At 62.3% G+C, this 13,081-nt stretch carries 12 protein-coding genes; 10 read left to right on the top strand and 2 right to left on the bottom strand.

The genetic code is table 11. The features are described 5' to 3' along the window. Nucleotide 1 precedes the first annotated feature (1 nt). Both ACR0NT_RS18840 and ubiA read right to left on the bottom strand, forming a co-directional pair. Nucleotides 2-1,918 (bottom strand): OmpA family protein, encoded by a 1,917-nt coding sequence (locus tag ACR0NT_RS18840; protein WP_170673654.1) that lies wholly within the window; start codon nt 1,916-1,918, stop codon nt 2-4. 64 nt (nt 1,919-1,982) lie between these two features. After that, nucleotides 1,983-2,945 (bottom strand): 4-hydroxybenzoate octaprenyltransferase, encoded by a 963-nt coding sequence (gene ubiA, locus ACR0NT_RS18835; RefSeq protein WP_170446380.1) that lies wholly within the window; start codon nt 2,943-2,945, stop codon nt 1,983-1,985. Nucleotides 2,946-2,957: 12 nt separating this feature from the next. Between ubiA and ACR0NT_RS18830 the strand changes: the two genes are divergently transcribed. The 10 genes from ACR0NT_RS18830 to ACR0NT_RS18785 all read left to right on the top strand — a co-directional run bounded on the left by ACR0NT_RS18830 (nt 2,958) and on the right by ACR0NT_RS18785 (nt 13,001). Next, on the top strand, nt 2,958-3,683 hold the full coding sequence (locus ACR0NT_RS18830) for a 16S rRNA (uracil(1498)-N(3))-methyltransferase (protein ID WP_170673651.1): 726 nt from the start codon (nt 2,958-2,960) through the stop codon (nt 3,681-3,683). Next, nucleotides 3,680-4,528 (top strand): GNAT family N-acetyltransferase, encoded by an 849-nt coding sequence (locus tag ACR0NT_RS18825; RefSeq protein ID WP_480443494.1) that lies wholly within the window; start codon nt 3,680-3,682, stop codon nt 4,526-4,528. Before ACR0NT_RS18830 ends, ACR0NT_RS18825 begins: the two co-directional genes overlap by 4 nt. Then, nucleotides 4,525-5,052 carry a hypothetical protein gene (locus ACR0NT_RS18820; RefSeq protein WP_170446376.1) on the top strand — a complete coding sequence of 176 codons (528 nt, stop codon included), beginning with the start codon at nt 4,525-4,527 and terminating at the stop codon, nt 5,050-5,052. The genes ACR0NT_RS18825 and ACR0NT_RS18820 overlap by 4 nt, the downstream gene beginning before the upstream one ends. A gap of 65 nt (nt 5,053-5,117) precedes the next feature. Beyond that, nucleotides 5,118-6,488: a glutamate--cysteine ligase gene (locus tag ACR0NT_RS18815; RefSeq protein WP_170673648.1), complete on the top strand. Its 1,371-nt coding sequence runs from the start codon at nt 5,118-5,120 to the stop codon at nt 6,486-6,488. Nucleotides 6,489-6,558: 70 nt separating this feature from the next. Then, nucleotides 6,559-7,632: a phenylalanine--tRNA ligase subunit alpha gene (pheS, locus tag ACR0NT_RS18810; protein ID WP_170673645.1), complete on the top strand. Its 1,074-nt coding sequence runs from the start codon at nt 6,559-6,561 to the stop codon at nt 7,630-7,632. Beyond that, the gene (locus tag ACR0NT_RS18805) at nt 7,633-7,929 is read left to right on the top strand and encodes a hypothetical protein (RefSeq protein ID WP_170673642.1); all 297 of its coding nucleotides are present in this window, start codon (nt 7,633-7,635) and stop codon (nt 7,927-7,929) included. 267 nt (nt 7,930-8,196) lie between these two features. After that, the gene (locus ACR0NT_RS18800) at nt 8,197-8,991 is read left to right on the top strand and encodes an alpha/beta hydrolase family protein (protein WP_170673639.1); all 795 of its coding nucleotides are present in this window, start codon (nt 8,197-8,199) and stop codon (nt 8,989-8,991) included. Between the two features lie 78 nt (nt 8,992-9,069). Continuing rightward, entirely contained in the window at nt 9,070-11,466 is a 2,397-nt protein-coding gene (gene pheT, locus ACR0NT_RS18795; protein WP_170446367.1) for a phenylalanine--tRNA ligase subunit beta, read from the top strand. A 104-nt stretch (nt 11,467-11,570) separates the two neighbouring features. Next, entirely contained in the window at nt 11,571-12,020 is a 450-nt protein-coding gene (locus tag ACR0NT_RS18790) for a YtoQ family protein (RefSeq protein WP_170446365.1), read from the top strand. 219 nt (nt 12,021-12,239) lie between these two features. After that, complete coding sequence (locus tag ACR0NT_RS18785; protein ID WP_480443503.1) at nt 12,240-13,001, top strand: mechanosensitive ion channel family protein; 762 nt, start codon at nt 12,240-12,242, stop codon at nt 12,999-13,001. Nucleotides 13,002-13,081: the final 80 nt, after the last annotated feature.

The raw sequence follows: 13,081 nt of genomic DNA, 5'->3' as shown, positions 1-13,081 counted from the left end.
TTTACTGGTCCCCTGCATCCGCATCTGAGGCGGGTGTGTCCGTCTGTTCGGCCTCGATCGATTCTGCCTCGATCGCGTCCAGCCCGGTTTCGGTGTTTTCCACCGGCTCGGGCCGGATCAGGCGGAACTCGATCCTGCGGTTTTCCTCGCGGCCTTCTTCGGTGTCGTTGTCCGCAATCGGTTGCGATTCCCCATAGCCCACGGCGGTAAAGCTGGCGGTGGGCACGCGGCGCCCGCGCAGCTCGTTCAGGATGGATTGTGCCCGCGCCTGGCTGAGCTGCTGGTTCATCTCTTCGCGGCCCTGACTGTCGGTGTGACCCTGAATCTCCAACCGGATCGGTCCGCATTCGCGCAGGATGTCGGCAATCTGGTTCACCGTATCGCGCGAATCGGCGGCGACGGTGGCCGAGCCGGGCTCGAACGCGATCTTGGTGCTGGCTTGAACCTCGGCGATGCGCTCTTCGCAGACCTCGGGGTCGGGCAGCTTGTCGGCGGGTTCGGGCGGTTCCTGATAGGTGATGGACAGGGTGAATTCCTGCGCATCGCCCAGTTTCTCGGACAACAGACCGGCGATCTGTGCCTTCGTTTCGGGGTCATGGCTGATTCCGTTCAGGACCAGATCATCCGGCGTGACCGTCAAAGCGCCGTTATGCAGTTGGGCCAGCGCCTCAAGCCCGGTCAGAATCCGCACCGGCCAGCCCATCGGCAGGCCGTCGGGTGCGATGCGGGTCGCGATGTGAACCTGTTCCGAGCCAAAGGCGGCGCGGGCATAGCTGTCGACCATGTCGCGCTGGGTCTCGTCGCCCAGACGCCCGCGCATCTGCACCAGCCCTTCCGGACTGCGCGTGGCATTGAATTCGGGGGGGCCTTCTTCGCCCTCGGTTTCGGGCGGCGGCAGGATGGCGTGCAGGGCAAAGACCGCGGGCAGGGCGTTCTCCAGCTCACCCACGACACGATCGAATGTCCCGGCTTCGGTGCCTTCTGCCGCGGCCAGCGTGATATCCGCGTCCGACATGGTCACCGAACCGCCGCCCAGTTCCGCCAGCGCGTTGATGCTCAGCGCGGCGGCCTCTGACCAGCGGGGTGACGGCACGCCCAGCCCGATGGTGCAGCTATAGGGGCCGGTCATGCCCGCCTCTTGCGCGGCGGCGACGATCGCTTCGCGCGCTTTCTCGTCCTGTGCCGAGCAGGCATCGAACTGGCCGCCATCCTCGTCGATCAGAAAGCGCAGGGTAAAAGGCGTGATCACCGGGCGCGGGGCCGAGATCGACAGGCCGATCCGCAGGCTTGGCGGCGCGGCGCGGGTCAGGTCCTGCTCCAGCTTTTCCTTTTCCTGCTGGCTGTCGGCAATCGCGGTGATCTTGACCAACCCGGGGCTGGCCGAGATTTTGGCACGCGGCAGGCGTGTCAACGCGTCAACGGCATAGGTGATTGCGGCGTCCCAGCCTTTGGGCTTGGGGTAGTCGGCGGTTTCCATCAGATCGGAAACAGGGGCGCCACCGTCCAGATCGCTCAGCCGTTCCATCAGTGCCTCGCGGTTTTCGCTGGCCGGGATCAGGCCGATCACCGAAATGCCGCTGTCATTGCGCAGAATCTCGGCTGAGAACCGGGGCGCGGCCAGTTCGGTTGTCGGGGCCACCTGCATCTGGTCGATCAGGCGCGAGGTGTCGACCTCGGTGCCCGCTGCGGTCAGCGCGTTGAAGCGGGTCGCCTCATCGGTGGCGGTTCCCGTCAGCACGACGCGCAAACCGTCCGAATGCACCTCGGCCCAGTCATGCCCTTTCAGGTCCAACGCCCGGCGTACGGCAAACTCGGACGTTTCTTCGACCTTGGTCACCGCAAAGCTGGCGGCCAGCAGGCACAGGCCCGCCGATACGAGGAAGATAAGGGCAACGGCTAAGAAATAGGGCAAACGCATGTGCGGGTTATCGACTCCTCAAGCGATTGAGCGAACTCTTACAGAGGCGCGCGGGCAGGTGCAATCAGAGCAGCAGCGCGACGCAGAGGAAGATCAGCGGAATAAGGCCTGTGTCGCGGTTGGCGCGGAACAGTTGCAGCAGTTTCGCGTTGTCCTCGATATCCAGTCCGCGCAACTGCCACGCCATGTGCCAGCCCATCGCCCACGGCCCGCCCAAGGCAACGGCCAGAGCCAGAACCGAGGCCCGCGCCAACGCCCCGTCGATGATCGCCAGCCCCATCAGGAACACCGTGGCCACAAGGAAGTATTTCAGCCAGCGTGCGGTATCGGTGCCAAACAGCCGAGCAGTGGACTTGATGCCGATCAGTTCGTCGTCCTCGGCGTCCTGATGCGCATAGATCGTGTCATAGAATAGCGTCCAGGCGATGCCTGCCAGATAGAGCGTGATCGCAGGCACGCCGACCGTGCCCGTATGCGCCGCCCAGGCCAGCAGGATGCCCCAGTTGAAGGCCAGCCCCAGAAACACCTGCGGCCACCATGTGAATCGCTTGGCATAGGGGTAGATCGTCACCGGCAACAGCGACAGCACGCCCATGGCGATGGCGGCCTGATTGAAGCTCAGCAGAATTCCCAGCGCCAGCAGGCATTGCAGGCCCATCCAGATCACCGCCTGACGCACGCTGACCTGACCCGACGGGATCGGACGCGACCGTGTGCGCTCCACCTGTCCGTCGAACTTGCGGTCGGTGATGTCATTCCACGTGCAGCCCGCGCCGCGCATCAGGAAGGCTCCGATGGCGCAGCCGACGGCGATCCACAGGTCCTCCCACCGCGGGCTCCCGTCGCTGAGGATCGCCAACGCCAGACCCCACCAGCAGGGAATCAGCAGCAGCCACGTGCCGATGGGCCGGTCCGCGCGGGAAAGCCGCAGGTAGGGGCGGGCGAAAGCGGGCGCGTGTGTGTCGACCCAGTTGCCACTGACCGCATCTGCGACCTGACCGTCTGGTGTTGGGGCGTTGCCTTGCATATGTAACGTCTCATGAGTGCAAAGATCAGACTGTATGTAGAGCACCCTCTGGGTCAGGGGCAATCGGTAGATTTGACGCGCGAGCAGGCCCATTACCTGTTCGGTGTCATGCGCCTGGGTGTGGGCGGCCATGTCGCCCTGTTCAACGGCAAGGACGGAGAGTGGCTGGCTGAAGTGGCCGAGGCGGGCAAGCGCGGTGGCGTTCTGAGCTGTGTGGAACAGACCAAACCCCTGCAGCTGCCGCCTGATCTGTGGTTCCTGTTTGCCCCTATCAAAAAGGCGCGCACTGATTTCATTGTTGAAAAGGCGGCGGAAATGGGCGCGGCGCGGATCATGCCGGTGCAGACCGAGTTCACCAATTCAGAACGCATCCGGCAGGACCGCCTGCAAGCCCATGCGGTTGAGGCGGCCGAGCAATGCGGCGGCACCTTCGTGCCCGAGGTCGCCGATCTGCAACGGCTGGACCGCGTGTTGGACGCGTGGCCCGAGGGACGACAGCTGATGTTCTGCAACGAGGCGGAGGTCGGCTCGGCCCTGCGTCTGGCTGCGAATGAAAAGGGTCTGCCCTGGGCGATTCTGATCGGCCCCGAGGGTGGTTTCTCGGACCGTGAGCGCGCGCGGCTGACGGCGCTGCCTTATGCGCATGTGGTCAGTCTTGGCCCGCGTATCCTGCGGGCAGATACGGCGGCGGTGGCATCGCTGACCATGTGGCAACAGGCGCTGGGGGATTGGTCTTGAATTGGCGTCTGGCGACGGATGCGGATGTGCCAAGGATCGATATGTTCCTGTCGCAGCACATCCAGACCTCGATGTTCCCTTTGGCCAATCTGCGCGATTTCGGCCTGCGTGGCGATGATCCGCGATCAGTAAACATCTGGGTGCTGGGCGATGGCCCGCGTGCAGTTTTCGCCATCACAAACGAAGGCATGGTGTTGGCGCAATGTCCCGATTGCTCGGATGCCGAGCTCGCCGCGGCAATTGCCCTGATCCGGGGTCGAAAACTGTTCGGTGTGGCATCCGAGGCCACGCAGGCGCGCCGGATCATGCAACTGGCTGGCTGGGAAGACAGGCCCGCCACCCTGAACAGTGACGAGCCCGGCTTTACCCTGCAATTGGACGACCTTGTCCTGCCGGACACTATTGGCGCGACCTTGGTGCCGCTGGGCGATGTTGATCGTTCCGTGCCCGAAGCCTGGCGCGAAAGCTATCTGGTCGAGGCAATGGATTTCGCCCCCGAACGGGCGCAGGTGCAGGCGAAAAAGGACATCGCGAACTATGTTGAGCGTAGTTCGCACCGGGTTCTGCTGGTCGATGATCAGCCCGTTGCGATGACCGGGTTCAACGCCCGCCTGCCCGAAGTTGTTCAGATCGGAGGGGTCTATACCCCGCCCAACCTGCGCGGGCGCGGCTATGCCCGGCTGGCGGTTGCGCTGCATCTGGTTGAGGCGCGCAACGCCGAGGCGTCCCGCGCGGTTCTGTTCGCGGCTTCCGATTCTGCCGTGCGTGCCTATATGGGTATTGGATTCAAACCTGCGGGGCAGTTCTCGCTGATCCTGTTCACAAATCCCGAGGACCCGGCATGAGTTTCATCCGACCCGAAGCCAAACTGACCCTATGGCGCTGGCGCGAAGTGCTGGTGGCCGGGCTTGTGCTGCTGGTTGGCCTCAGCTGGATCGGCGGCCCCGGCGGGCTGCTGGGCTGGCTGGGCTGGGTGCTTGTGGCTGTGTCTGTGGCGCTCGCTGTGATCGGCATTCAGCGCGCTAGGTTCCGCACGGGGGTCGGAGGCCCCGGCGTGGTGACGATCGATGAAGGGCAAATCACCTATCTTGGCCCGCTGGACGGTGGCATGGTCGCCACGCGTGAAATCGAACGCCTGGCGCTGGACCCAACCGCGTCGCCTGCGCATTGGGTGCTGGAACAGCCGGGCCAACCGTTGCTTCACATTCCTGTGAATGCCGAAGGGGCCGAGGCGCTGTTCGATGTGTTCTCGGCCCTGCCGGGGCTGAAAACCGAACAGATGCTGGCGGAACTGAACGGTGGTGCGGCCCATCCGGTGGTGATCTGGGAACGCACGCCATCCCGTCCTGCCCACCTTAGGCTGCATTGACACTGGCGCGGTTTGCCCCCACGACTGACCAACTAGACAGACACATCAGGATCGGAGCGCGATTCATGTCCATCCCCCAATCCGGCGGCGGGCCGATCGAACGCCACGAACAATTGGCCGAATATCTGGAGTCGGGCTGCAAGCCCAAGCAGGATTGGCGCATCGGGACCGAGCATGAGAAGTTCGGCTATTGCAAAGACACCCTGAAGCCACTGCCGTTTGAAGGCACCCGGTCCATCGTTGCCGTTCTCGAAGGCCTGCGCGACCGCCATGGCTGGGCCGAAGTGCGCGAGGCAGGCCACCTGATCGGTCTGGAAAAAGACGGCGCCAATGTCAGCCTCGAACCCGGTGGCGCGCTGGAACTGTCGGGCGCTCCGCTGGAAACGATCCACGAGACCTGCGACGAGGTGAACACGCACCTGCGCGAAGTGAAGGACATCGCCGACGAGATCGGCGTGGGCTTCATCGGTCTGGGCGCGGCGCCGATCTGGACCCATGATGAGATGCCGTTGATGCCCAAGGGCCGCTATCGGCTGATGAACGATTACATGGAGAAGGTCGGCACCATGGGCCGCGCCATGATGCGGCGCACCTGCACCGTTCAGGTCAATATCGACTTCGGGTCCGAGGCCGACATGGTGCAGAAACTGCGCGTGGCGCTGGCCCTGCAGCCGGTGGCGACGGCGCTGTTTGCGAATTCTCCGTTCTTCGAAGGTAAAGTGAACGGCCAGAAAAGCTGGCGCAGCTATATTTGGCGGCATCTGGATGATGCACGTACGGGCATGCTGCCGTTCGTGTTCGAAGACGGCTTTGGGTTCGAACGCTACGTGCAATACGCGCTCGATGTGCCGATGTATTTTGTCTATCGCGACGGTGAATACATCAACGCACTGGGCATGTCGTTCCGCGACTTCCTGCAGGGCAAACTGCCTGCGCTGCCGGGTGAAACGCCGACCCTGTCCGACTGGGCCGATCACCTGACCACCGCCTTCCCTGAGGCCCGGATCAAGAAGTTCATGGAAATGCGTGGAGCCGATGGTGGTCCGTGGCGGCGGCTGTGCGCTTTGCCTGCCTTTTGGGTGGGCCTGACCTATGATCAGGGCGCGCTGGATGCGGCGTGGGATCTGGTCAAAGGCTGGGATGCGGAAACGCGCGAAGCCCTGAGGATCGAGGCTGCGAAAGACGGTCTGCAGGCGCAGGTCGGCAACATCAACATGCATGATCTGGCGCGTGAGGTTGTTGCGATCTCCGAGGCTGGTCTGAAGTCCCGCGCCTTCCCCGGTGCCGGTGGTCTGGTGCCGGACGAGACGCATTTCCTGAACGCGCTGAAGGACAGTCTTGAGACCGGCAAGGTTCCGGCTGATGAGTTGCTGGAACACTACAACGGCGACTGGAACGGCGACCTGGCCCGGATTTTCCCCGAATACAGCTATTGATCCGCCCGGTCCCGCTTGCAATCGCGGGGCGGGGCCGATAGCAGGTTGGCGACCAAATTCAGAGGGCGTCATGGACGATCTTAAGGCAAAATATCTGGGCCAAATCGCCGAGGCCGGCGACGAAAACGCGCTTGAGGCGATCCGCGTCGCCGCCGTAGGCAAAAAAGGCGAGGTCGCGCTGAAGATGCGCGAGCTGGGCAAAATGACGCCCGAGGAACGCCAGGTCGCAGGCCCCGCGCTGAACGCCCTGAAGGATGAGATCAACTCGGCGCTGTCCGCCAAAAAGGCCGCTTTGGCCGATGCCGCGCTGGATGAGCGTCTGCGCACCGAATGGCTGGACGTCACCCTGCCGACCCGTGGGCGCCGTCAGGGCTCGATCCACCCGATCAGCCAGGCGACCGAGGAACTGACCGCGATCTTTGCCGAACTGGGCTTCTCGGTGGCCGAAGGGCCGCGCATTGAAGACGACTGGTACAACTTTGACGCTCTGAACATCCCCGGCCACCACCCCGCGCGGGCCGAGATGGATACGTTCTACATGCACCGCGCCGAGGGCGACAACCGCCCGCCGCATGTGCTGAGGACGCATACCTCGCCGGTGCAGATCCGCTCGATGGAGAAACAGGGCGCGCCGATCCGTGTGATCTGTCCGGGCGGCGTGTATCGCGCCGACTATGATCAGACCCACACGCCGATGTTCCATCAGGTCGAAGGGCTGGCCATCGACAAGGATATCTCGATGGCGAACCTGAAATGGGTTCTGGAAGAGTTCGTGAAGGCTTTCTTCGAGGTCGACGACGTCGAACTGCGCTTCCGCGCCTCGCACTTCCCCTTCACCGAGCCGTCGGCCGAGGTCGATATCCGTTGTTCCTGGGACAACGGTCAGCTGAAGATCGGCGAGGGCGATGACTGGATGGAGATTCTGGGCTCGGGCATGGTCCACCCCAAGGTGATCGCCGCCGGTGGCATCGACCCCGAGGTCTATCAGGGCTTTGCCTTTGGCATCGGCATCGACCGTCTGGCGATGCTGAAATACGGCATTCCTGATTTGCGGGCTTTCTTTGATTCTGACCTGCGGTGGTTGCGGCACTATGGATTTGCCGCGCTGGATATGCCGAATCTGCATGGTGGTTTGAGCCGTTAAGTGTATCTGCTCGGCGTATATTTCTCGAAATACTACGACTGGTGCTACGCCTTCTCTGGGCGTAACCGCAGGTGGGTTGGTGCGGGCCTACTATTTGCTTGGTTTATTGTTTTTTGTTTGCTGGCCAGCGTGTTGCCGGGATGGATGAGTGTTTTGATCCTGTTTGCGATGTCTCCGTTTCAGGGGCTCTTTATGCTGGCGCATCATCGGGTCTGGGAGAAACGTGACCAAGTTGAAAGCGATCGACGCAATCAGCTTTGGAGGACCAAGAAACTCATCGGTCGGTTCAAAAAATAACTGCGGAGCAAAGGCCGATAGGCCGCCTCGCTATCGGTCGTTCATTGCGGCGCCATTGGTTCGAGCCCAATGGACGACACCGCCCGGACGGGCCGGCGATTTGTCTCCGCAAGCGCAACGCTCGAACAGTACACGGATTTGGCAGGCATAAAGTGCTCAGCACAGCTGGCAGATCGCCACCCCGCGGTCTGGCGATATCGCGGCTTATTACATCGCCCCACGGGGATGTGACGTGACAGAGGGCGTTGGGGCAGTAGGCTCGGGCCTATGATATGCCGACTGATTTTCATTCTGATGCTGATGGCCTCACCCGCGCTGACCGCCCCGAGTTGCCACGGCGATACCGCCTGCCCGTTGGGCGACCGTTCCTATCACGTGCTGGAACCTGATGGCTGGGACGGGCAAACACCTCTGCCGGTGTTGCTGCATTTCCATGGCTGGTCGCGGCAGGGCACCGTTGTGGTGAACCATGAACGTATCGCCGGGGCAACGAAACTGCGCGGTGTGTTGCTGGTGGCTCCGAACGGGCTGGGCAAAAGCTGGAACTTCTGGGCGGCGGATACCGGTGATGTGCCTTTTGCCGACCGGGTGCTGGAGGATGTCGCCAAACGCTATCCGGTAGACAAGGACCGCATCTATGTCTCGGGCTATTCCTTTGGCGGCGCGATGGCGTGGCGCTATGTCTGTCAGTCGGGCAATGACACGGCGGCGCTGCTGGCCGTTGCGGGCAGTATCCGCCAGACGGAAGTCTGCCCCGAAGCCCCGCGCGAGGTGCGCCATGTGCATGGGCTGGACGATACGGTGATGGATTTCCCCTTTGGGCCGGGTGGCGATACGACCTATCCGGTGGCGCTGTGGCGCGAGAAATACAGCTGCAACGGTGCTACCCCGCGCGGCGATTGGAGCGTGAAGCCGTTCCTGACGCTCAGCCGTGTGGAGTGGACCGATTGCGCGCAGGGGCAGGTGGTACTGGATATCCATCCCGGCGGGCATTTCATCCCCCATGGCTGGATCGGCTGGCAATTGGACGAGCTTTTGGGCCGCACCCCCACCTATCCGTGACGCGCAGCGCTTGCACCCCGGCGCAATCTTTGCCATTGCCTGTGCCGACTGGATATCTGCCAAAAAAGGCCCCGTGCAATGAAATTCACTCTGTCCTGGCTGAAAGACCACCTCGACACTGACGCTTCGGTTGATGAGATCGCCGAGGCGCTGACCGATCTCGGGCTTGAGGTCGAAGAGATCGTGAACCCGGCGGACCGGTTGGCGGATTTTACGCTGGGCTATGTGAAACACGCCGAGAAACACCCCGACGCCGACAAGCTGCGCGTCTGTAAGGTGGACACAGATGAGGGTGAGCTGCAGATCATCTGCGGAGCGCCGAACGCGCGTGAAGGCATCACTGTCGTGGTCTGCAAGCCCGGCATGTATATCCCCGGTCTGGACCTGACCATCAGCGTCGGCAAGATCCGCGGCGTCGAAAGCTTTGGCATGATGGCGTCCGAGCGCGAGCTGGAACTGTCGGACGAGCATGACGGCATCATCGAGCTGCCGTCGGGCGAGGTGGGTGACAAGTTCATCGACTGGCTGGCCGAGAATGACCCGTCCAAGGTCGATCCGATGATCGAAATCGCGATCACGCCGAACCGTCCCGATGCGCTGGGCGTGGCAGGCATTGCGCGCGATCTGGCGGCGCGAGGTGTGGGGACGTTGAAAGAGCGTGACTATGTGCCGGTGCCGGGCGATTTCGAAAGCCCGATCAAGGTGACGATTGACGAAGATACGCTGGATGGCGCGCCGCATTTCACCGGCCGTCTGATCAAGGGCGTCAAGAACGGCCCCAGCCCGCAATGGCTGCAGGATCAGTTGAAGGCAATCGGTCTGCGTCCGATCTCGGCTTTGGTGGATATCACCAACTACATGACCTTCGACCAGAACCGCCCGCTGCACGTGTTCGATGCGGACAAGGTGCAAGGCAATCTGCGCGTTCACCGCGCGAAAGGTGGCGAGACGCTGGTGGCGCTGGACGAGAAAGAATACACCCTGCAGCCCGGCATGATGATTATCTCGGATGACAGAGGTCCGGAATCGATTGCCGGTATCATGGGCGGCGAGGAAACCGGCTGTACCGAGGAAACGGTGAACGTGTTCCTTGAAAGCGCGTTCTGGGATCATGTGCAGATCGCGCTGACCGGTCGTGCGCTCAAGATCAACTCGGACGCGCGCTATCGGTTCGAACGCGGCGTGGACCCGGAGTACACACTGGAAGGGCTGGAGCAGGCGACGCAGATGATCCTGGATATCTGCGGTGGCGAGGTGTCGAAAGTGGTTGAGGCAGGCAAAGCCCCGAACCACGCGCGCGCTTATAAGCTGGACGCCGAGCGCGTGCAGTCCCTGGTCGGCATGGATATCCCCGAAAGCGAACAGCGCCAGACCCTGACCCGTCTGGGTTTCCGTCTGGAAGGTGAGATGGCCCACGTCCCCAGCTGGCGCCCGGATGTCATGGGTGAGGCCGATCTGGTGGAAGAGGTCGCGCGAATTGCATCCCTGACCAAGCTGCAGGGCAAACCGCTGCCGCGTATTTCCGAGGGTATCCCGAAACCGGTGATGACCCCGACGCAGCGTCGTCAGTCCATGGCGCGCCGTACCTGCGCGGCGCTGGGGTATAACGAATGCGTCTCGTATACCTTCATCGATCAGGCTTCGGCGGCGCTGTTCGGTGGCGGAGACGCGGCGACTCAGCTGGAAAACCCGATCTCGTCCGAGATGAGTCATATGCGCCCCGATTTGCTGCCCGGTCTGCTGCAGGCTGCCGCCCGCAATCAGGCGCGCGGTTATGCAGATGTGGCGCTGTTCGAGGTCGGTCCGGTCTTCCATGACGGCGAGCCCGGCGATCAGAAAACCCAGATCACCGGCCTTTTGGTCGGTCGCAACGGTCCCAAGGACGTGCACGGCGCCTCGCGCCCGGTGGATGTGTTCGACGCCAAGGCCGATGCCGAGGCTGTGCTGGCCGCCATCGGCGCACCCGCCAAGGTGCAGGTTCTGCGCGATGGGGATGCCTGGTGGCATCCGGGCCGTCACGGCAAGATTTGCCTCGGCCCGAAGAAGGTGCTGGGCGTGTTTGGTGAACTGCACCCGCGCATCCTGCAGGCAATGGACATCAAAGGCCCGGCAATGGCGTTTACCATCTGGCCGGACGAGGTGCCTCTGCCCCGTAAATCCGGTGCCACCCGTGCCGCGCTGGAACTGCGCGATCTGCAAGCGGTTGAGCGTGACTTTGCCTTTGTCGTCGACGAAGGCGTCGAGGCGCTGACGCTGGTTAACGCTGCGGCGGGGGCCGACAAGGCGCTGATCGAAGATGTGCGCGTCTTTGATGAATTCATCGGAGGCAGCCTGGGTGAGGGTAAGAAATCTCTGGCCATCACCGTACGCCTGCAACCAACGGACAAGACGCTGAAGGAGAAAGACATCGAAGCGGTGGCCGAGAAGATCATCGCCAAGGTCACCAAAGCGACCGGTGGCGTTCTGCGCGGCTAAACCCTGATGTCCGGAAACAGATCAACGCGCCTACGGGCGCGTTTTTCGTTGGGCTTTCCTGGATTGCGTCATAAGTAAGCTTGGGAACACAAGCGGAGTTTGTCATGGGCCTGAACGTTTATCTCTCTGGCGAAATTCATACTGACTGGCGCGAACAGATCATCGACGGCGCGCAGGGGTTGGACATAACCTTCAACAGCCCGGTCACCGATCACGCCGCAAGCGATGATTGTGGCGTTGCTATTCTGGGCGCCGAGCCGAACAAGTATTGGCATGACCACAAGGGCGCGATGGTCAACGCGATCCGCACCCGCAAGGGTATCGCGGATGCCGATGTGGTCGTGGTCCGCTTTGGCGAAAAGTACAAACAGTGGAATGCCGCCTTTGACGCGGGCTATGCGGCGGCGCTGGGCAAGTCGCTGATCGTTCTTCACGGCCCCGATCACCAGCACGCCCTGAAAGAGGTCGACGCCGCCGCGCTGGCCGTAACCGAAGAGCCGCGCCAGGTGGTTGAGGTGCTGCGCTATGTGTTGACCGGAATGCTGCCGGGTTAAAAAGGCACAACCTGGATTATGGCCCCCCGTGCACGCGGGGCGGCCATGTTGGGCCTGCCGATCAACGGGGAAAACCGGGGCAACTGGCACCTAGACCACGATTCCATTTTTGCTAAGACTTCGGCAAATCCCGCGCGAAAGACGCGGGTTTATTGTTGTGGAAAGGAAAGACGCGTGGATGAAGTCGTAACACAGGTGAATGCGTTTGCACCGCTGATCATGAGCGCGGTCAAGGCGCTGGTTGTTCTGATCCTGGGCTGGATCGTTGCCGGCGCGATCGGAGGACTGGTGCGTCGCCGGATCAACGCGGCCCCGCAGATTGACCCGACACTGGGCAATTTCGCCGCAAGTCTGGTCAAATGGGTGATCCTTGCGATGGTTCTGGTCGCCGTTCTGGGGATTTTCGGAATCGAGGCCACCAGTATCGTTGCCATTCTGGGTGCCGCGTCGCTGGCCATTGGTCTGGCGATGCAGGGAACTCTCAGCGATCTGGCCGCCGGTGTCATGCTGGTGGTGTTCCGTCCGTACAAGCTGGGCCAGTATGTCGATATTGGCGGCACCGCGGGGACGGTGAAGGACCTGAACCTGTTCACCACCGAACTGGTGACACCGGACAATGTGCAGATCATTGTGCCTAACGGACAAAGCTGGGGCTCGATCATCACCAACTACTCGGCCCATGATACGCGGCGTGTCGATCTGGTGTTTGGCATTGATTACGGCGACAGCGCGGATGAGGCGATGCAGATCATTCTGGACGTTGCCAAGGCGGATGAACGTGTTCACAGCGATCCCGAGCCCTGGGTGCGGGTGACCAATCTGGGGGACAGCTCGGTCGATCTGACCGCGCGCCTGTGGTGTGCCGCGGCGGATTACTGGGACGTAAAATTCGAGGTGACCAAAGCGGTGAAAGAGGCGTTCGATGCCAAGGGCGTGTCGATCCCCTATCCACATTCGGTGGAGATCCACAAAGAGGCGTAAGCCTCCCGCCCGTCGATCGGGCATTGAAATGCCATCCTCTGGTTGGGCCGGGCACCGCGCTAAGGCGCGGTGCTTTTTTG

The sequence above is a fragment of the Ruegeria sp. AB10 genome (assembly GCF_056542745.1).
The sequence above is the reverse complement of the archived record's forward strand: the minus strand, read 5'-3'. Positions and strand labels throughout refer to the sequence as shown.

Excerpts from the sequence above, each read along its gene's own strand:
- ACR0NT_RS18820 (WP_170446376.1), top strand. The coding sequence starts at position 4,525 with ATGAGTTTCATCCGACCCGAAGCCAAACTGACCCTATGGCGCTGGCGC.
- ACR0NT_RS18815 (WP_170673648.1), top strand. The coding sequence starts at position 5,118 with ATGTCCATCCCCCAATCCGGCGGCGGGCCGATCGAACGCCACGAACAA.
- pheS (WP_170673645.1), top strand. The coding sequence starts at position 6,559 with ATGGACGATCTTAAGGCAAAATATCTGGGCCAAATCGCCGAGGCCGGC.
- pheT (WP_170446367.1), top strand. The coding sequence starts at position 9,070 with ATGAAATTCACTCTGTCCTGGCTGAAAGACCACCTCGACACTGACGCT.
- ACR0NT_RS18785 (WP_480443503.1), top strand. The coding sequence starts at position 12,240 with ATGAGCGCGGTCAAGGCGCTGGTTGTTCTGATCCTGGGCTGGATCGTT.
- ACR0NT_RS18790 (WP_170446365.1), top strand. The coding sequence starts at position 11,571 with ATGGGCCTGAACGTTTATCTCTCTGGCGAAATTCATACTGACTGGCGC.
- ACR0NT_RS18830 (WP_170673651.1), top strand. The coding sequence starts at position 2,958 with ATGAGTGCAAAGATCAGACTGTATGTAGAGCACCCTCTGGGTCAGGGG.
- ACR0NT_RS18840 (WP_170673654.1), bottom strand. The coding sequence starts at position 1,918 with ATGCGTTTGCCCTATTTCTTAGCCGTTGCCCTTATCTTCCTCGTATCG.
- ubiA (WP_170446380.1), bottom strand. The coding sequence starts at position 2,945 with ATGCAAGGCAACGCCCCAACACCAGACGGTCAGGTCGCAGATGCGGTC.
- ACR0NT_RS18800 (WP_170673639.1), top strand. The coding sequence starts at position 8,197 with ATGATATGCCGACTGATTTTCATTCTGATGCTGATGGCCTCACCCGCG.